The sequence below is a fragment of the Isoptericola sp. Y541 genome, assembly GCF_059445465.1.
In genome coordinates this window covers 147,054-166,611 of record NZ_JCAIUJ010000008.1, presented here as the reverse complement: position 1 = coordinate 166,611, position 19,558 = coordinate 147,054, and the positions used below count along the sequence as shown (strand labels likewise).

General features: G+C 69.8%; 16 protein-coding genes. 8 read left to right on the top strand and 8 right to left on the bottom strand.

The features are described 5' to 3' along the window. Window positions 1-17: 17 nt before the first annotated feature. Entirely contained in the window at window positions 18-647 is a 630-nt protein-coding gene (locus tag AC1C2V_RS17130) for a TetR/AcrR family transcriptional regulator (protein ID WP_495390846.1), read from the bottom strand. Window positions 648-700: 53 nt separating this feature from the next. Here AC1C2V_RS17130 and AC1C2V_RS17125 point away from each other — a divergent pair, with 53 nt between their 5' ends. Continuing rightward, window positions 701-1,783, top strand: a complete 1,083-nt coding sequence (locus AC1C2V_RS17125; protein WP_495390845.1) for a flavin-containing monooxygenase — start codon at window positions 701-703, stop codon at window positions 1,781-1,783. Window positions 1,784-1,828: 45 nt separating this feature from the next. On the opposite strand, the gene AC1C2V_RS17120 is transcribed toward AC1C2V_RS17125, so the two are convergent. Continuing rightward, window positions 1,829-2,575: a dienelactone hydrolase family protein gene (locus tag AC1C2V_RS17120; RefSeq protein WP_495390844.1), complete on the bottom strand. Its 747-nt coding sequence runs from the start codon at window positions 2,573-2,575 to the stop codon at window positions 1,829-1,831. Window positions 2,576-3,039: 464 nt separating this feature from the next. Between AC1C2V_RS17120 and AC1C2V_RS17115 the strand changes: the two genes are divergently transcribed. Continuing rightward, a complete protein-coding gene (locus AC1C2V_RS17115; protein WP_495390843.1) occupies window positions 3,040-3,912 on the top strand; it encodes an aminoglycoside phosphotransferase family protein in 873 nt (290 codons plus the stop codon). A 65-nt stretch (window positions 3,913-3,977) separates the two neighbouring features. On the opposite strand, the gene AC1C2V_RS17110 is transcribed toward AC1C2V_RS17115, so the two are convergent. Continuing rightward, the gene (locus AC1C2V_RS17110) at window positions 3,978-4,985 is read right to left on the bottom strand and encodes a choice-of-anchor L domain-containing protein (RefSeq protein WP_495390842.1); all 1,008 of its coding nucleotides are present in this window, start codon (window positions 4,983-4,985) and stop codon (window positions 3,978-3,980) included. A gap of 341 nt (window positions 4,986-5,326) precedes the next feature. Here AC1C2V_RS17110 and AC1C2V_RS17105 point away from each other — a divergent pair, with 341 nt between their 5' ends. The 4 genes from AC1C2V_RS17105 (at window position 5,327) to AC1C2V_RS17090 (ending at window position 10,564) form a co-directional block, all read left to right on the top strand. After that, entirely contained in the window at window positions 5,327-7,018 is a 1,692-nt protein-coding gene (locus AC1C2V_RS17105; RefSeq protein ID WP_495390841.1) for a glycoside hydrolase family 68 protein, read from the top strand. A gap of 17 nt (window positions 7,019-7,035) precedes the next feature. Then, window positions 7,036-8,619 carry a glycoside hydrolase family 32 protein gene (locus AC1C2V_RS17100; RefSeq protein ID WP_495390840.1) on the top strand — a complete coding sequence of 528 codons (1,584 nt, stop codon included), beginning with the start codon at window positions 7,036-7,038 and terminating at the stop codon, window positions 8,617-8,619. Window positions 8,620-8,717: 98 nt separating this feature from the next. After that, complete coding sequence (locus AC1C2V_RS17095) at window positions 8,718-9,824, top strand: Gfo/Idh/MocA family protein (RefSeq protein ID WP_495390839.1); 1,107 nt, start codon at window positions 8,718-8,720, stop codon at window positions 9,822-9,824. Next, window positions 9,821-10,564 (top strand): ThuA domain-containing protein, encoded by a 744-nt coding sequence (locus AC1C2V_RS17090; RefSeq protein ID WP_495390838.1) that lies wholly within the window; start codon window positions 9,821-9,823, stop codon window positions 10,562-10,564. Before AC1C2V_RS17095 ends, AC1C2V_RS17090 begins: the two co-directional genes overlap by 4 nt. A gap of 94 nt (window positions 10,565-10,658) precedes the next feature. Here AC1C2V_RS17090 and AC1C2V_RS17085 read toward each other — a convergent pair whose 3' ends face one another. From AC1C2V_RS17085 to AC1C2V_RS17075, 3 genes are all read right to left on the bottom strand, one after another. After that, on the bottom strand, window positions 10,659-11,585 hold the full coding sequence (locus AC1C2V_RS17085; RefSeq protein WP_495390837.1) for a phosphotransferase: 927 nt from the start codon (window positions 11,583-11,585) through the stop codon (window positions 10,659-10,661). A 51-nt stretch (window positions 11,586-11,636) separates the two neighbouring features. Next, window positions 11,637-11,846 (bottom strand): hypothetical protein, encoded by a 210-nt coding sequence (locus AC1C2V_RS17080; protein ID WP_495390836.1) that lies wholly within the window; start codon window positions 11,844-11,846, stop codon window positions 11,637-11,639. Window positions 11,847-11,977: 131 nt separating this feature from the next. After that, a complete protein-coding gene (locus AC1C2V_RS17075; protein WP_495390835.1) occupies window positions 11,978-12,388 on the bottom strand; it encodes a hypothetical protein in 411 nt (136 codons plus the stop codon). A gap of 373 nt (window positions 12,389-12,761) precedes the next feature. Between AC1C2V_RS17075 and AC1C2V_RS17070 the strand changes: the two genes are divergently transcribed. Then, on the top strand, window positions 12,762-13,967 hold the full coding sequence (locus AC1C2V_RS17070) for an SAVED domain-containing protein (RefSeq protein WP_495390834.1): 1,206 nt from the start codon (window positions 12,762-12,764) through the stop codon (window positions 13,965-13,967). Beyond that, window positions 13,964-15,304 (top strand): SMODS domain-containing nucleotidyltransferase, encoded by a 1,341-nt coding sequence (locus tag AC1C2V_RS17065; RefSeq protein WP_495390833.1) that lies wholly within the window; start codon window positions 13,964-13,966, stop codon window positions 15,302-15,304. The genes AC1C2V_RS17070 and AC1C2V_RS17065 overlap by 4 nt, the downstream gene beginning before the upstream one ends. Window positions 15,305-15,609: 305 nt before the next feature. Here the strand turns inward: AC1C2V_RS17065 and AC1C2V_RS17060 are convergent, their stop codons facing one another. Then, a complete protein-coding gene (locus tag AC1C2V_RS17060; RefSeq protein ID WP_495390832.1) occupies window positions 15,610-16,029 on the bottom strand; it encodes a hypothetical protein in 420 nt (139 codons plus the stop codon). 87 nt (window positions 16,030-16,116) lie between these two features. Next, window positions 16,117-19,188, bottom strand: a complete 3,072-nt coding sequence (locus AC1C2V_RS17055) for a replicative DNA helicase (RefSeq protein ID WP_495390831.1) — start codon at window positions 19,186-19,188, stop codon at window positions 16,117-16,119. Between the last annotated feature and the right edge of the window lie 370 nt (window positions 19,189-19,558).

Genomic DNA, 19,558 nt, shown 5'->3' with positions numbered 1-19,558 from the left:
CGAGAACGCCGTCGTCGTCATTCCAGGAGGGCCGCGGCCAGTGTCCGTTCCGCCCAATCGCGATACCTGCGGAGCGACCAGCCCGCCTGCACGACCAGCGCCTCGTAGGTCGCGGGCGAGCCGATGGACCAGACGACGGCGCCCACCGCGTCCGCGTCCAGACCGGCGCGCAGGCGGCCGCGCTCGCGCAGCAGCGTCTCGACCTGTCGGTACCGTTCCAGCCGCTGCTGGCCGCGACGCTTCCGCAGCTCGGCGATCTGCGGGTCGACCGCCGCCCCCTGGTCGATGATGCGGTTCACGGGCATGGTGCGCGGGTTCACCTCCGCGAACCAGTCGGCCAGCGCATCGACCGCCGACGCCGCGTCGACCGCGGCATCGAGCCGTTCGCCGAGGAACTCCAGCACCGGTCGACCCTCCGGGCCGGACGCGCTTCGATCGAGCACGGCCGAGAGCACCGCGGCCTTGTCCCCCACCGTGTTGTAGACGGTCTGCACGGCCGCGCCCGCCTCGCGCGAGATCGCGCCGATCGTCGTCGCGACGTACCCGTCCCGGCGGAACAGGCGGTCGGCGGCCTCGACGACGGCCTCCCGCGTGGCGGCCCGCTGGGCCTGCCGACGGTTCGGGGGTCTTGTGGGCGTCGACGGCATGGACGTAGAATAGCATTCCACTGAATTGACGATGATTCTAAGTTGGTGGCGCGATGGAGACCGACGTCCTGGTCATCGGGGCCGGCCAGTGCGGCCTGACCCTGAGCCGCGACCTGCGGCGGCGAGGGATCCCGCACGAGGTGCTCGACGCGCGCGCCGCCCCCGGCGACGCGTGGCGGGAGCGCTGGGACTCCTTGCGGCTGTTCACACCCGCCCGCTTCGACGGCCTGCCCGGGCTGCCGTACCCGGCACCACCCCGGGCGCGCCCCACCGCCACGGAGTTCGCCGACTACCTCGACGGGTACGCCGAGCGCTTCGACGTCCCCCTGCACCCGCGCACGCGGGTCACGCGCCTGACGGCGGTGCTCGGCGGCGGGTTCTCCGCAGCCACCGACGCGGCCACCGACGGGACGACGTGGCGGGCCCGGCGCGTCGTCGTCGCCACCGGCGGGGACGGCACCGCACGGGTCCCGCCCCAGGCCGCCGAGCTCGACGGCGCGATCGTGCAGCTGCACACCTCGCGGTATCGGCGGCCGGACGACCTGCCCGAGGGGCACGTCCTCGTCGTCGGGTGCGGCACCTCCGGCCTGCAGCTCGGCCTCGAGCTCGCCCACGCGGGGCGGCGCGTCACCGTGGCGGGGACGCCGACGACGGCGATCCCCCGCCCGCTCCTGGCCGTCGCCGGCGGGGCCTGGTTCGCCTTCCTGCATCGGATGCTCACGCGCGCCACCCCCCTCGGCCGCAGGGCCGCGCCACGGATGCTGACCTCGGGCGCCCCGCTGATCGGCATCAGTCCCCGGCTCCTCGACCACGCCGGCGCCGAGCGCCGCCCGCGCCTGACCGGCGTGGCGGACGGGAAGCCGCTGCTCGCCGACGGTCGCGTGCTCGACGTCGGCGCCGTGCTCTGGGCCACCGGATACCGGCCCGCGTTCGGGTGGATCGACGACCTGCCCCTGGACGAGCTCGGCCTCCCCCGGCACGAGCGCGGCGTCTCCACGACGATCGACGGCCTGGCCTTCCTGGGGCTGCCGTTCCAGTACGGCCTCACGTCCACGCTCATCGGCGGCGCGGGCCGGGACGCCGGTTTCCTCGCGGCGGCGCTGGCGGCACCTAGAGCAGCAGCAGGTTCAGCCTGACCAGGGTCAGGAAGTCGGCACCGAGCGCCCTGAGCGCCGCGGCGATCATCTCCAGCCCGCCAGATGCCGGACGAAGAACCTGCCCGCGTCCTCCCCCGCGTGCGCCGGGACGCCGGTGTGCCCGCCCACATTGGCCTGCAGCGTCTTCTCCTGGGAGCCGAAAGCGTCGAACAGGTCCAGCGCCTGCTGCCGGTCGTTCCATTCGTCGTCCCACTGCAGCAGGACGTGCACGGGGATCGTGACCTGACGGGCCTCGTCGAGGATCGCGTGGGGCACGAAGCTCCCGGCGTACAGACCGGCGGCCGCGATGCGCGGCTCGACCAGCGCCAGCCGGACCCCGACGGCAATCACCCCGCCCGAGTACCCGACCCGGCCGCCGATCTCGGGCAGTGCCAGGAGTGCGTCCAGGGTGGCCTGCCACTCCGGGACCGCCTGCTCGACCAGCGGAAGGACCAGCCGGTCGACGACGTCGTCGTCGACCGGCTCACCGGCCGCGAGCGCCCGGCGGAGGTCGGCGCGGGCCTGCTCGGCGTCGGCCGATGGGGGCCGGTCGCCGCTGCCCGGGCCCTCGATCGTGGCGGTGGCGAACCCGTCCGCCGCGGCGTGCCGGGCCCGGCCCGCCAGCCGGGGGTACATCCTGCTCGTCCCGCCGGGATGGCCGAGCAGGATCAGCGGCACCGGTGCGGCTGCGGAGGCGGATGCGGGCGTCCACAGGATGCCGGGGATCTCGCCGAGGGTGAACTCGCGCTCGAGGACGTCGTCGTCGAGGCGCTGTTCGGAGGTGAAGTGCATGGTCGTGCCTTTCGGGAGTGCTCGTGGACGGCGCTCCCGGACGACCTATCGCCCGACCGTGACCCCGGAGGGGAGCACCCATGTCGTTACTGCGTTCACGGGTACCACCTCCTCGTCCTCTCGCACGGCCTCCGGAAAGCTAGCAGTGGTCACCACGGCCCGGCAACGCATTTCTGACGTTGCTCACCGCGCCGTCGGCCCTCACATCCGGTCGGTGACAACCGCGGCGGCGTACACAACGCGCTCACCACACCCGTGGTCGACGTCGAGGCGGCCGAAGGCACGGGCCAGTACACCGTGGTCGACCTCCATGGCACCGACCGGGACGCGGCGTTCAGCAAGGCATTGCGCCTCAACCCTGGATGGCTGCGTTTCCGAGCCCGCGCTGGAGGTCCGGTCACCGTGCTTCGACTGACTCCGGGCAGGCCCTCCTCCACCCGGGTCACGATGGCATGATCCGTCGTATGGACATGCCATACCTGGCGCGAGCGATCGACGCGACGACCGCCATTGCCGTCTCCCTGGGTCTACCGGCTGACGACGTGACCGTTCTCCACAACTCCAACAAGCTCGCACTGCACCTGAAGCCGTGTGGGGTGATGGCTCGGGTCGCTCGTGTCGGACAGGAGGTCGCGCAGCTGGAGGTCGCGCTTGCTCGACAGCTCGCCGACCTCGGGGCTCCCGTCGGCGCCCTGGAGCCTCGGGTGGACCCGCTGGTCTACACCCGCGACGGCTTCGCGGTGACACTCTGGGTGTACTACGAGCCGGTGACGCCTACGGTCGCCCCGGGCGAATACGCCCAGGCGTTGGAACGCCTGCACGCCGGGATGCGCGGCGTCGAAGGCACGTTCCCACCCTTCACCGATCGGATCGCCGAGGCGGAACGGATAGTTGCCGAGCCGGACCTTTCCCCTGAGCTACCCGACGTCGAGCGTGCGTTCCTCGGCAGCAGGCTCCGATGGTTGCACGAGGCGATCGATGAGAACGGGCGCGAGCAGCTGCTCCACGGTGAGCCCCATCCAGGCAACATCCTGAGCACGCGCGACGGTCCGCTCTTCATCGATTTCGAGACGTGCTGCCGCGGACCCGTGGAGTTCGACCTTGCTCACGTCCCCGAAGAGGTCTCCGAGCGCTACCGGGGTATCGACCACGAGCTCCTCGACCACTGCCGTCAGCTCGTGCTTGCCATGGTTGCAGCGTGGCGTTGGGAGAAGGGGGACCAGTTCCCGAACGGGCTGCAATTCGGGGAGGAGCTCCTCCGTCTGCTGCATGCGGGACCCCCCTGGCCCACCCTCGACGCCGTGGTCGAGCGACTGGGTGCTCCGCCCCGGGTCTGATGGATGCACCGCGACAGGGCTCGCGCACCTCGTGGCGAGGTGCGCGAGCCCTGGGGGTCACCTGCTCAGACCACCCCCCAGAGGCCGGCGAGGTAGTTGCCGAGCCTCTCCAGGGCCGCCTGCAACGCCTCCGGCGAGTACCGGTCCCCTCCGGTCGACGCCTGGTGGTGCGTCGGGCGCCCGTGGTGCCCGTCGCCGGGGCGGCCGTGGTCCCGTCGTGGCGAGGTCAGGCTGTCGCGACCGAGCAGCACGGCGCTGTCGAGCTGCCCGTCGCGGGTGTCCGCCACCGCCACCTTGACGGTGGCCACCCGGCGCGGGGTCACCGTAGCGGTGCACTTCAGTTCCGTGGTGAACCCGTTGAGCTCGGTGTCGTGCTCCCCGGCCCCCGGGTCGTTCGGGGCGAAGTTCTCCACGTAGTACCGGGAGTTGCGGTCGGCGTTCACGGTGGACGTCGAGACCGGCTGACGGCTGCGCGGCACCGTCGAGCACAGCCTGCCGTTCACCCAGATCGCGAAGGCGTCGGCGAACTCCTGATCGCTCCAGCCGGCGTACTCCTCGCTGCCGAACACGTAGGTGAGCGACAGCTTGTTGCCGCGGGGTACCACCTTCATGGTCAGCACGGCCGCGTCGTACGTCGTCTCGTCGACGAGCCGGTCCAGCGCCCTGACCCCACGGCCGCCGAGGTCGCCGGTGGTGGTGAGCTTCTGGTTCGGCCCCAGGATCGAGGACGAGGTGAAGTCGGTGTCGTCGTCAGACTGGGGGTCTGCCGCGATCACCGATCCGGTGGTGAGGGCGACGCCGCGGGCGAGGCCGGTGTCTCCGAGCCCGGAGAACCTTCCCGCCTGGACGTCGTCGCCACGGAACGTCGCGCTGCGCACGGTGACGCCACGCCCGGCGAGGGTCGCGGCGAGGTCCTCGGCCTCGAGGTCGCGCAACGAGACCACGTTCTGGCCGGGCGACGCCGTCGCCGGGCCGGTCGCGACGAGACCTGCGGCAAGGGTCGCCGCAGCAGTTCCGCCGACGACGAGCGACCGCCATGCGGTCGGTCGGCGAGTTCTTCTGAGGGTGTTCATCGATGCTCCATGAGTTCGTCGGATAGCGCCCTGGGGCGCCGCCGCGCGGGGAGCGCATCGCTCCATGCGTGGCACGTACTCGATGGAGGGGAGGTGTTGTCGCGCGCCGTAGACGCGCTCGTCCGGCCGAAGTCGCAGAGTGCGGAACCGGCGTCTCCCGCCGGCCGTGGGGCGTCGGGCCGCCCCCACTGACCCTCTCGTCAGTTCTCTGGGTTCTGGTCACTGGCCCTCTGGGGGGCGCTTCACCCGCGTTGCGGGTGTGACCCGCATCACTTTACGCTAGGTCGCGAGAGGGGAACATCGTTCGGACGAAGACGCTCACGCATTCCAGCAGAAGGTGGATGGACGTGAAGTCTTCAACATTCGCACGACCACGCGCGAGGCTGACGGGCGCGCTGCTCGCCCTCGGTCTCCTCGCCGGCACGGCTGGCGCCGCTGCCGCCCCCGCCTCCGCGGCCATCGATCCGGAGGATGACGTCGTCACCCCGTTCCGGTATCCCGGGTTCCCGGCACCGTCGGTGCACAGCCAGCAGGCCCACGACCCGCAGGAGGACTTCACCTCCCGCTGGACGCGCGCCGACGCGCTCCAGATGCGGGCGATGACCGACCCGAGCGCACCCGCGGGCGAGAACTCGATGCCCGAGGAGTACACGATGCCGGAGGTCCCCCAGGACTTCCCGGTGCTCGTGGACACCGGGGGCGAACAGGTCTGGGTCTGGGACACCTGGACCCTCACCGACGAGCACTCGAACCAGGTCAGCTTCAAGGGCTGGGAGGTCGTCTTCTCCCTCGTCGCGGACCCCAACGCCGGCTACACGTTCGACGACCGGCACACGCACGCCCGCATCGGCTTCTTCTATCGCCAGGCCGGGGTGCCGGCCGACGAGCGGCCCGAGAACGGGGGGTGGATCTACGGCGGTCACGTCTTCCCCGACGGGGCGGCCGGGGCCATCTTCGAGGACCAGTCGTTCTCGACGGTGACCGAGTGGTCGGGCTCGACCCGGATCATGGAGGGCAACAAGCTGCGGCTGTTCTACACCGCGGTCGCCTTCTACCGGGACGACGACGACCAGGAGATCCAGCCGGCCGACCCACGCATCGTGCAGACGGAGCTGCGGCTCTTCGCCGACGACGAGGGCGTGTGGCTCACCGGAGCACGCGACCAGCACCAGCTCCTGGTGCCGGACGGCGAGTTCTACCAGACACGGGAGCAGAACGCGTTCGTGAACTTCCGTGACCCGTTCACCTTCGAGGACCCGAAGGAGGACGACAGCCCGACGTACATGGTGTTCGAGGGGAACACGGCCGGCGAGCGCGGCTCGGTCGAGTGCACCGAGGAGGACCTGGGCTACCGCGACGGTGACCCGTATGCGGAGGAACCGGAGACCGTCACGGAGTCCGGGGCCAACTTCCAGATGGCGAACGTCGGCCTCGCCGAGGCGCAGAACAAGGCGATGACCCACTGGGAGTACCTGCCACCGATCCTGTCGGCCAACTGCGTCAACGACCAGACGGAGCGGCCACAGATCTACGTGAAGGGATCCAAGTACTACCTATTCACGATCTCGCACCGGCACACGTTCGCGCGTGGCCCGGACACCGACTCCGAGGACCCGCGGTACTGGTACCTCGACGGCCCGGACGGCGTCTACGGGTTCGTCGGCAACGGCATCCGCTCGGACTTCCAGCCGATTAACGAGGGCAGCGGGCTCGCCCTGGGCAACCCGACCAACCTCAACCACGCCGTCGGGACCCCGGCCAGCCCGGACCCCTACCAGACGGCGCACGCGTTCCAGTCGTACTCGCACTACGTCCAGCCGGGGGGCCTCGTGGAGTCGTTCATCGACGCCATCGGCAACCCGAACGTGCGCCGCGGCGGCACGCTCGCCCCGACCGTCAAGCTCGACATCGCCGGCACCAGTGCCGTCGTCGACCGGTCCTACGGGGACGGCGGGCTCGGCGGTTACGGTGACATCCCGGCCAACGAGGAGCAGGACGTCTCTCCGCGTCCGGACCCGCGGCCGGTGCCCTGACCGACCTACCGTGGAGCGTGACCAGCACGCGCCGCACCATGACGGCCGCCGCCGCGACAGCGGCGGTGGCCGTCGTGCTGGCCGGGTGCACGGGGCCGACGACGCCACCGACGCCTGCCGCGACGTCACCGGCCACGACGTCTGCCACCACGGCGTACGACGAACGATGGCGCCCGCAGTTCCACTACTCCCCCGCCACCGGCCGGATGGCGGACCCGAACGGCCTGGTCCGGCTCGACGACGAGTGGCACCTGTTCCACCAGCAGGACGGCACCTGGGCGCACGCCGTCAGCCCCGACCTCGTGCACTGGGAGCCGCTGCCCACCGCGCTCGGGCACGACCGGCTCGGGCAGGCGCTGTCCGGCAGCGCCGTCGTCGACGGGGCCAACACCTCCGGACTGTTCGACGACGAAGGCGGCGGCCTCGTCGCCGTCTACACCTCCACCGAGGGCGGCGAGGCCCAGTCGATCGCCACCTCCGCCGACCGCGGGCGCACCTTCGCCCGCTACGACGGCAACCCGGTGATCCCGAACGACGGGCGCACCGACTTCCGCGACCCCAAGGTCTTCTGGCACGACGACACGTCGCGATGGGTGATGGTCGTGTCGGCCGGCGACCACGTCGAGCTGTGGTCGTCCCCCGACCTGCGCGACTGGGAGCACCTCAGCGACTTCGGCGCGGACCAGGGGCTGCACACCGCGGTGTGGGAGTGCCCGGACCTCTTCCCGCTCCCCGTCGAGGGCGGCGACGACGACGAGGTCCGCTGGGTGCTGACCGTGAACGTGGGCGACTCGGAAGCCAGCGACGGGTCGACCGCGCAGTACTTCGTGGGCGACTTCGACGGGACCACCTTCACCCGCGACCCCGCGACCCCGGCCGAGACCGTGCAGGTCACCGACGTGGGCCAGGACTTCTACGCCGCGCAGACGTTCGAGAACGCCGACGGGCGCAGGATCTGGATGGGCTGGATGGGCAGCTGGCGCTTCCCCTACTCCGCCCCCACCTCCCCCTGGCAGAACGCCATGAGCGTGCCGCGCGAGCTGTCCCTGCACCGCGCGGGCGACGGGTACGCGCTCGCGCAGGCGCCCGTCGCGGAGCTCGCCTCGTTGCGCGGCGACGCGATCATCGACCGGCGTGACGTCGTCGTGGACGGGGATCTTCAGCTGCCCGACACCGGCAGCGCCTACGAGGTCGTCGCCGAGATCGACATGGGCGACGCGGACGAGGTCGGGCTGCGCCTGCGCGAGCGGCGCGACGCGGACGGGCAGGTCGCCGAGGCCACGGTGGTGGGGGCGACCCGGGCCGAGCTGTTCCTCGACCGGACCGAGAGCGGGGTCGCCGAGCTGCCCGACGCACAGGGCGACCCGGCCACCTTCGGCGTGCGGCGCACCACCTCCTACGCCCCGCCCGACGGGGTGGTGCGCCTGCGCGTGCTGGTGGACGAGGCCTCCGTCGAGGTGTTCGTCGACGACGGCGCCCCCGCCGGGACGATGGTCGTGTACCCCGGCGACGACACCGACGGGCTGTCCGTCTACGCCGACGGCGGCACCGCGACCGTCCGCTCGGTCACGGTGTGGCCGATGGCCTCGATCTGGCCGTGACGGCGTTGACCCGTCGCCCGTCCTTCACTAGCCTCACAACCTGATTAAATTCTGATCTCGAATCATCACGCATCATCAGACAGAGGAGTCCAAGCCCCATGTCAGACAACGGTGTCATCCGCGCGGGAGTCGTCGGCCTCGGCTGGGCGGGCCAACAGCACATGGCCGCCTATCACGAGGCAGCGGGTGTCGAGCTCGTGGCCGTCGCGGGCAAGGAGGCCGATGCTCGCACCGCCCTCGCAGAGCAGTACGGCGTCGCCACCTATGAGAACTGGGAGGAGCTCGTCGCAAGAGGCGACCTCGACATCGTGAGCGTCGCGGTGCCGACGTTCCTGCACGCGCCGATCAGCATCGGCGCGCTCCGCGCAGGAGCCCACGTGCTGTGCGAGAAGCCCATCGCGCGGACCGCGGCGGAGGGGCAGGCCATGGTCGATGCCGCGCGCGAGGCGGGCCGCGTCCTGGAGATCACCTTCAACCACCGGCGCCGCGGCGACGTCGAGGCCATCCGTGCCTCCGTCGACGAGGGCACCATCGGCCGCCCGTACCACGCCAGGGCGATGTGGCTGCGCCGGTCCGGCATCCCCGCGCTGGGCAGCTGGTTCACCAACGCCGAGATGGCTGGCGGCGGCCCGCTCGTGGACCTCGGCGTCCACGTCCTCGACTGGACGCTGCACCTGATGGGCGAGCCCCGCGTGACCGCGGTGTCCGCCGTCACCCACGCCGAGCTCGGCCCCCGCGGCCTGGGCGGGTCGGGCGACGTCAAGCACGGCACCGGGTCGGCCTACGAGGTGGAGGACCTGGCCACCGCGCTGCTGCGCCTCGAGGGGGGCGGTTCCGTGGTGCTCGAGACGAGCTGGGCCACGCACCGGGCCACCCCCGACGAGTTCGGCATCACCCTGTACGGCACCGAGGGCGGCGCCGACCTGTCCGTCGTCGACTACGCGCCGGCGGGGCGCCTGACCATCTTCTCCGGTCACGGCGCGGACCAGCTCGACACCCCGGTCACCGCCGAGGCGGGGCGTGGGCACGTCGCGGTCGTCGACACCTTCCTCGAGCACGTGCGCGATCCCCGCACCTGGGCCGAGCACGACGGCACCGTCGGGCTGAGCCGCGCGAAGATCGTGGACGCCGCCTACACCTCCGCGGCCGCGGGCCGCGAGGTCGCCCTGGACGAGAACCTGAACATCATCGGAGGTGCCGCGTGACCATTCGTGTGCTCGTGTGGAACGAGAACGTCCACGAGACGACCCAGCCGGAGATCCGGGCGATCTACCCCGACGGCATTCACGGCGCGATCGCCGCGGGACTGACCGACCTGCTGGGGGACGACGTCGAGGTGCGCACCGCGACGCTCGCCGACCCCGAGCACGGCCTCACCGAGGAGGCGCTCGCCGGCACCGACGTGCTGCTGTGGTGGGGGCACATGGCGCACGACCAGGTGGACGACGAGGTCGTCGCCCGGGTGCAGCGCCACGTGCTCGGCGGGATGGGCCTGCTGGTGCTGCACTCGGGTCACTTCTCGAAGATCTTCATCCGCCTCATGGGGACCACGTGCTCGCTGGCCTGGCGCAACGACGCCGAGCGCGAGCTGGTGTGGACCACGGCCCCCGGCCACCCGATCGCCGCCGGCATCGAACAGCCGGTCGTCGTCGAGCACCAGGAGATGTACGGAGAGCACTTCGACATCCCCACCCCTGACGAGGTGGTGTTCATCAGCTCGTTCGAGGGCGGCGAGGTGTTCCGGTCCGGCGTGACGTTCACGCGCGGCCGCGGCCGGGTCTTCTACTTCAGCCCCGGCGACCAGGAGTACCCGGTCTACTTCCACCCGCAGATCCGCAGGGTGCTCGCGAACGCCGTGCGTTGGGCGGCCCCGACCGACGGGGAGCGCCTCGTTCCCGAGGTGACCAACCCCGCGCGCCACGACTGGCTGGCCCAGCCGGTCTGACACCCGGTCTGACCAACAGGGCCCGTCGGGACACGCGTACCGGGGCCGGTGAGCGCTTCGCTCACCGGCCCCTGTCGTGCAGCAGCAGCGGCAGTCAGCGCAGCGCGTCCAGCTCGTCGAGGGCGCGATGGCCGCGCTCGACCACCCCGGGGACGGCGTCGTGGTGCCCCTGGCGGATGGGGATCTCGAGCATGTGGAGGAGGTGCGCCGCTGCGAGCACCGCCGCCCCTTCCCCGCCGACCAGGTCGAGGATTCTCGCCCACAGCCGCCCTCGGACACCGTCCAGCAGCGGATCTCCGAAGGTGTACCAGACGAGTGCGGTGAGATCGGTCGCCCGCGTGCCGCTACCGGCGTTCCCGATGTCCACCACCGCCACCACCCCTCCGTCACGGACCAGGACGTTGCTGGGGGTAGCGAGATCGGCGTGGACCATGTCGGGTGCCCCTGGCGGCGGTGGGGCGCCGGCGCACACGAGCCGCCCGCGCTCGACCAAGGCCGATACCGCGGAGGAGTACTCCGGGAGCCTGGCCAGGGACTGGCGAAGACCCGACTGCTCCGGTGTCTCGTCGAGATCCGGCCCGGCGGCTCCCGGTTCCTGACCGGTGGCGACCCGCCAGGCGTACGACCAGTGGTCGTAGGGCTCCGAGGCCTGGCCTGCCTGGAGCTCGATGATCTCCATCAGCTGCTCCACGAGGGACGAGGTCAGCTCGGGCGCGGGAGCCGCGTCGACGAAGTCCATCAGATGCCACACGTGAGCGGCCGTGGCCCCCACCCCGAGCCAGGCCGGGGTGGGATAGCCGCTCCCCCGCATGTGCTCGACCACTCCCTGGGCCCGCAACGTCTCGTCCAGGTGGTGGGGGTGCGCCCGGGGCACTGCTTTGAGCACTGCGTCTGCCCCGCCGCCCAGCTGGACGCGCACGGCGCCCCCGTTGACGCCCCCGGGGAGGCGATCGAGAAGAGTGACCTCTGCTCCGACCGCGCGGGCCACGTCGTCCAGGACCTCGGCGGCGGGAGTGAACATGCACGGCACCTTACGGCCGGGCCGGGCGCTGAGGCTGTGCATCCCGCAGGATCACAGGGCGAGAGCCGGCTCCAGGCAGCTGATGACCTTGCCCTTCTCCCGGGCGTACGCGATCTCGCGGCGCGTCGCCGCCCCCACGTAGCCGCCTTCGCTCACCACACGGACCTCGTCCGCCAGGTCGATCCGCCGGAGGTGCAGCTCGCGCAGAGCCGCGCGCCTGGGCGGCGTCAGCTCCTCGCTGATCGCCTCGGGACCGAGCACGATCACGCCTCGGGCGGTCAGCCGTCGCCGCTCCGCTTCGAAGAGGGTCCGGAAGCGCAGCGAGCCGCACAGGCACACCACCCGGGGTCGCATACCGGCGTCAACGCCCGCGTCTCGCGGTGACATGTCGTTCACCGCGTCGCGGGATGAAACGACGTCGGCGCGGTCGGGTCGTGAGGCACGACGACGATCTGGACGTCGTCCTCATAGATCACGCGCCCCGGGTCCTGACTCTCGACCCGCACGCACCGCACGCCGTGCGCCCGCAGAGTCTCGAGGTACGGCGGAATGCGCTCGATGAGGTGGGTCGCGGTCTCCTTGAACCACGCCGTGGCGAGCGGATGCACGGTCTCGTCGTAGACGGTGGGGTCGGTGTCCGTCGGATCCGGGTAGGCCGCGGTGTACCAGTCGTTCCCCGCGCGCCACGCAGCGTGTTCGTCGGGGTTCAGCTGCCCCGAACGTCCTAGACCGTTCGTGAGCCCGAAGATGCCGGTGTGCACACCACGCTTGCCGGGGACTGGCGACTGAAATCGGACGAACATCTACCCATCCCACCGCGTTGAGGCCAAGAGCGCGTCGTGTTGCGTGGACGCGAGCTCGTGAAATCGAGGTTGCATCTCGACAACTGTCGACGTGCAGCTCAGATTGCGCGGACACGCCGCCATACCTTGCACGATCGTCGGCGTGTCACCGATGGCGTGCAAAGTAGGTAGCGAGCCCACCCCCTCGGACGATGAGCGAGGTGCTGGGGCGCACGATTCGATCGACCCCGGAGCAACACGGGTAGGGCGCGCTAGTTCACCATCGGCTCTCTGACCGGCGCCGGGCTCGGCTTTCACCCGCGCGTCGTAGGGCCGGCCGGCTTCGATTGTCGGCGGGTCATGGTTGGCTCCTGCCAGGTCAACGGAGGCACCTATGACATCGAGCCCGAAGGCAGGACCCAACGTCGCGGTCGACCCCGACGGCGCGACGCGCACCATCCCCGAGCGGGTGGCCCGCTGGGTCTGGGTCGTGGCCGGCGGGCGGTGCACCTTCTGCAACCGCTACCTGCTGAGCGAGGAGCACACGGGACAACCGGTCGCAGTGGGACAGCTGGCACACATCGTGGGCTGGACTACCAAGGACGGGTCCCCGCGCGGCAGCGACCCTCTCCCCCTCGATGACCGCAACCTCGAGGACAACCTCATCCTCATGTGCCACGACCAGCACCGCGTGATCGACAACCGATCCCTGTGGGACACCTACGACACCCAGACGCTGCGGACGTTCAAACACGCCCACGAACGACGCATCAAGCAGCTCACCGGACTGACCGAGGAAGACCGCAGCACCGTCCTACGCGTCGTCGCCCAGGTGCACGGCGCCGCATCAGCGCTCAGCACCTCCGCCGTAGCCAGGACCTTGCTGGCCGACGGCCGCTTCCCCGACTACGCCCTGGCTGGGATCGACGAGTTCGAGGTCGACCTGCGGAGGATCCCGGGAGAAGACATCCCGGGGCAGGGCTACTGGACCTCCGCGACTGCGCACCTGCGCGACAGCGTGCACCGGCTGACCGCGCACGTCGCCAGGGAGAAGATTCACCACGTCTCGCTCTTCCCCCTGGCCCGCGTGCCGCTCCTCGTGGCCCTCGGCACAATGCTCGACGACACCGTCCCCACCGAGATCTACCCCAAGCGCCGCGGACGGGATGAACGATGGGGGTGGACGAACGGCGCACCCACGATCGACTTCACCCACCGGGCCGTGGACGCCCCAACCGGCGCCACCAACGTGCAGGTGCTGTTCTGCGTGTCCGGCACCGTCGACCCGGCACGGCTGCCCACCGCGCCAGCGCCCGCGACGCGGTATGAGATCCGCCCAGTGTCCGCGGCACCCGGGCCGGAGCTGATCGCCTCACGCGGATCACTGGACGCGTTCGCCAGCGCCTGGCGGACCCTGCTGGCCGAGCTCGAGCACACCCACCCCGGGCTCGAGAGCATCGACGTGTTCGCCGCGGTGCCCCTGACCGCTGCGGTCGCGATCGGGCGTGTCCCGATGCGCGCCATCCACCCGCGCTTGCGCGTGTTCGACCGAGACACCACCAGCGGTACTTACCAGTTCGCGCTCGAGGTCGGTCGGTGAAGCTCACCGCATACTTCGCGCACTTCCTCACCTCGTGCGTCAACCTCAACGACAACCGGATCGCGCGCCTGAACGCCCGGGTGGACTCGATCACCTCGTTCCTGAAGTCCCACCCGGTCTTCGAGGAGTACTTCCTGGACGTCATACCCCAGGGGTCCTACGCCCAACGCACGATCATCAAGCCCGTAGGTGGCCGCGAGTTCGACGCCGATGTGCTCCTGGCCCTCACCGAGCACCCCGACTGGACCCCTGCCCATTACACGGCGGAGCTGAAGAAGGCGTTCGAGCACAGCACCACCTACCAGGGCAAGGCGCACAAACGCACTCGCTGCGTCTACATCGACTACGCCGACGACTTCTACATCGACGTCGTCCCCTACGTCGAGTCCCGCAAGGGCATCACCCACAACAAGGACGACGCCTGGGTGCACACCGACCCGGAAGCGTTCACCGCATGGTTCGAGGCCAAGAGCCGGGTCGTGGGCGCAGGGCGCCTCGAAGCAGCGCTGCGACTGCTGAAGTACCTGCGCGACACCAAGACGACGTTCTCCATCAAGTCCGTACTGCTGACCATCCTTGCCGCAGACCAGGTCGACTCCTGGCGCACCACCATCGACACGAAGTACTACGCCGACCTGCCCACCGTGTTCGTGCACGTCCTGGAAGACCTGGACACCTACCTGCAGGCCAACCCCACCCTGCCCGACATCTGGGACCCCGCCGGCACCGGGCAGAACTTCAAGGAACGCTGGACCCCCGACGGCTACGCGACGTTCCGAACCAAGATCCACGACTACGCCATCAAGGCCCGCGCCGCATACGACGACCCGAACAAGGTCACCAGCCTCGCGACGTGGCAGGAGATCTTCGGCCCGGCGTTCACCGCACCCCCGGTCCAAGAGAGCGCGGCCGCCCTGCACGCCTCTGCAGCCAGCGACCCCGGCGAAGAGTTCCTCGACACCGACCGCCAGGTCCCGATCCGGTTGACCCAGACCGTCAAGCTGATCGGCCGTGTTCGCAAGGCCGGCATCATGCGGCCCTACGACCTGCCCACCCGCGGAGATCGCGTAGCAAAGAACCGCGACATCGACTTCCGCCTCGAACACTGCACCGCACCCAAGCCCTACACCGTCATGTGGAAGGTCAAGAACACCGGCACCGAAGCGCACGACGCCCGCCAGCTACGGGGAGCGATCGAACACGGAGACGCCGGCCGTCACGAGCACACCAGCTACGCCGGCAGCCACTACGTCGAGGTCTACATCATCAAGGACGGCGTATGCGTCGCCACAGATCGCCAGCCCGTGATCGTCCTTCAACGTCACCCGCGCCCCTGAGACATCCTCGAGTTCGGCCAACCCCGCATTCCCGTGCGGGCACCCTTGCGGTGGGGATCGCGGACACGACGTGACACCTGAGGGCGCGGGACGTCTTCCAGGCGTCACGCCGCGTGAATCCCGCGACGCAACTCCGACACCCGGGTCTGTCCAGATTTCGGTGTAAGAGACTGCCGCACGAATGGGGTGACACCTGACGTGTGGTGCCTTAAGGCACTGCTGGAACGATTTGTCCCGCGCCCAGGCCTCATCGCCAATCCAGGCCAGAATCTCAATCCGTCGCTCGTTCGGCACGCCGCACCCAGCTACGGCGACTCACCCTTCTCGCGCGCGCGTTTGATCGAACCCAGCTCAGAGTTTCGGGGACGAGCTCTCAGGCGGACGGTGGCGCCTCCGCCGCGAGACCATGTTGGCGAGCCGGACTGCGGCTTCGTTCGGGTCTTCGTGCTCCCAAACACGAACGACAGCCCAGCCCGCATTCGAGATTCTCGCGTTCGTGTCAGCATCACGGCTGCGGTTCTGGGCGATCTTCGCGCTCCAGAAGGCAGCGTTCTGCTTGCGTTGGTCCCGTGCTTCGGGCATCCGTGCCAGAAACAGCCGTCGACGAACACCGCGACCCTCGCGCCCTGGAAGACCATGTCGGCCCTCCAGTTCAGGTCGCGAACGGGTCGAGCGTCCAAGCGGTAGCGGAGCCCGAGTGCATACGCAGCTCTCCGGAGCGCCATCTCCGGAGCCGTGTCTCGACGCCGGTTTGCTTGCATGCGTCGACGCGCGGCCGGCGACGACGCGGCCGCACGTCGAGACGGCGGTTGTCAGGACTGCATGTCGACGAACCGTGAGTAGTGGCCCTGGAACGCGACGGTGATGGTGTCGGTAGGGCCGTTACGGTGCTTGGCGACGATCAGGTCAGCCTCGCCGGCACGCGGCGATTCCTTTTCGTAGGCGTCTTCGCGATGCAGAAGGATCACCATGTCAGCATCCTGCTCGATGCTGTTATGGACGGCGATGCCGTTCGCGATGAAGTTGTGCGTGTCGAGCACGGTGGCGTCGAAGACCTGCTTCTCCCCCGCCGGCTCGATCGCAACCACCTCGTCCCAGAGCAGATCGTTGACCGCCATGATCTCGAGCTCCTCGCTCTCCAGGACCTGCGCGATCTTGCCGAGCCGCTGACGCGACGGGCTGTGCTTCCACATGGTGCTGCCGCAGAACTGCGTGCCGATGGCCTCCGCGAACTGGCGATGAGTCATCCCCCGCTCCACGAGCAGCTCGCGCACGTCGTCCCACACCTGACGCGGCACGGTGTCGACGTTGGTGTTCGCCTGAGTGTCGCGAATGATCTGCAACAACCGGGCGGCGTTCTCGCTCCGGTCGCCGTGAACCCCGATCTCCTGGAGGAAGCGGCGCTGGTCGTCCACTCCCGAGATGTCGAGGGTGTAGCCCTGCCGGTAGGCCCCCTTGAGCGTGGCGCGTCGTACCCGGGTCGAGATGCCGAACCGCAACAGAAGACGGGACAGCCCCTCGACGAGCGGTCGAGACGTCGACGCGTAGTAGATGCGGCCACTGCGGCCGTTCTTGTTGACCGTGACCGAGCCGTCGGTCGCCCAGATGTGCTTGATGAAGAGCGCGATCTGATGCTTGGGCAGGTGGAAGACGCCCGTCGGGACGAACTTCTCGTGGCTTCGCGCACCGAAAAGGCCCATGTGGTCCAGCCACTCCGCAATCGGGTTGCGCTTGCCGCGCGCCAGACGGTACGGCGCCGGGAGGCGCAGCGTGGTGACTCGGGCGGCGGCGTACTCGTCGAGGATGGGCGTGATGCCGAACGCACCCGCCGCCTCCGAAACCGCCGTCAGGTTCTGCTCGTCGATCGAGGCGTACCGGATCGGCTGCCGCTTCACGAAGGATCCGTCACCGAGGAGGTGCGCCAGCATGACGATCTTCCGGTCGTCCCACTCCGCGTTCAGCTCGGGCCCGGGAACGTGTCGCGACACACCGACGCGCGACCCGACCTCGAGCTCCCCAAGCGGCGTCCAGCCCTCGTAAGTGAGGAACGGGTGGTTCGCCGTCGCCTCAATTTCTTTGCCCGATGACAACCGCAGCCGGTACACGGGCTTGGTGCCGGTGGGGAACACGTGCGTCAGGTGGCGTCGGACGTATTGGAGCCGGTCGTTCAGCGCCCATACCGGTACGTCCTTGGCGTTGAGCGCGAACAACTCACCCATCGTCGTCTCGGCACCGGTGTCCGCGCGCAGGATGCGCGTGTCCTCCGTCAGGCAGCCGGACTCACGCAAGTCCGACATAGCAGGCTTCTTGTCCTGCCGCTGCTCTGGTCCACGGTTCAGCTGCGACAGCGCGATGACGGGGACGCCGATCTCCTTGGCCAGGAGCTTGAGGGCGCGGGAGAACTCGGAGACCTCCTGCTGGCGCGATTCGACCTTCTTGCCGGAGCTCATGAGCTGCAGGTAGTCGATGACGACGAGCTTCAGGTCGTGCTTCTGCTTGAGCCGCCGGCACTTGGCGCGGATCTCGGTGAGCGACATGTTCGGCGAGTCGTCGATGAACAGCGGCGCCTCGGAGATCTTGCCCATCACCTTGGCGAGCTTCTGCCAGTCGTCCTCGCCCATGGAGCCGTTGCGCAGCTTCTGCAGGTGCACACGCGCCTCGGCGGAGAGCAGACGCATCGTGATCTCGTTGCGGCTCATCTCCAGCGAGAAGACGACGGACGTCTGCCCGTTCTTGACCGACGCCGAGCGGGCGATGTCGATGGCCAGCGTGGAGTTGTGCGTCGGGATCATGGCGCGGCTCGCCAGGTACAGGTGCGACGGATGCTCGATCTCGACACAACGCACCGGGACGGACTCGACCGCGACCACGTCGACGATCTTCCACGCCACGCCCGGTCGAGCGAGGGTGTGCGCGGCGCCGTCGCGCATCGAGCGGACGATGTCCTCGGTCGTGCGGATCACGGCGTCCGCCGGGTCGCCCGAAGTGCTCGACGACCACTCGTGCCAGGCGTCCGCGACGATCGTCGTCCCGTCGTCGAAGACGACCTCGTAGCAGGGGCGACCGGTCATCACGTCGGTGGCGCGCACGACGCGGGTAGGCGTGCCGTCCGCGGCGATCAGCTCGTCGCCCACGGCGACGTCGCCCATGGTGGTCCAGCCGGTCGGCGTGGGCAGGGGCGTGTCGAGCGCCAGCGCCTTGCCCATGGCCGGTCGGGCGGCGATGACGATCATCTGCCCGGGGTGCAGACCGTTGGTGAGGCGGTCAAGGTCGGCGAACCCGGTGGGCACGCCGACCATGCCCTCGCCGCGGTTCCCGGCGGCCTCGATCTCGTCCATGGTGCCGCCGATGATCTCGGCGAGCGGCAGGTAGTCCTCGGAGGTCTTCCGCTCGGTGACGGCGTAGATCTCGGCCTGCGCGGTGTTGACGATGCCCTCGACGTCGCCGCCGTCGGTGGCGTACCCGAGCTGCACGATCTTGGTGCCGGCCTCGACGAGGCGGCGCAGCACGGCGCGCTCCTGCACGATGCGCGCGTAGTACCCGGCGTTCGCGGCGGTGGGGACGCCGGCCATGAGGTCGTGGATGTACGGCGCGCCGCCGACGCGGGTGAGCTCGCCGCGCTTGGTGAGCTCGGCGACCACGGTGATGGCGTCGGCGGGCTCACCACGGCCGTAGAGGTCGATGATGGCGTCGTAGACGGCCTCGTGCGCGGGGCGGTAGAAGTCGTTGCCGCGGATCTGCTCGACGACGTCGGCGATGGCGTCCTTGGAGAGCAGCATGCCGCCGAGCACGCTCATCTCGGCGGCAAGATCCTGAGGAGGAGTGCGGTCGAAAGTGGCGCGCGGCGCCCCCCCGAATCCCGCCTCGAGCTCCTCGATCGACATGCCCACCTCGCTCCCCCGCCGTCACCGACGTCCGGTCCGTCACCGGACACCGACTCCTCGCTGTCAGGTCCACGTTCTACCGTGGGCCACTGACACCGCGGACGACGCTAGGCGCGCCCGCGACGCAAAGCAACGGGCGCTGTGGACGCAGTTGTGGACGAGCCTGTGGATAGGGTGGCTCACCCTGTGCACGGTCGGTGGACAGGCATGTGCACAACTGGGGATATCGGCTGTGTACAACTTCTGGCGGCGCGCTGACCTGCGCCGACATTACCCTCAGGCTGTGGAGGAGAAAGAAGTTGGGTGAGTTGCACCGCACCTCGGATCCAGACGGCGGACACCCCGGCGACAGGCCTTCTTCACCGGCGCC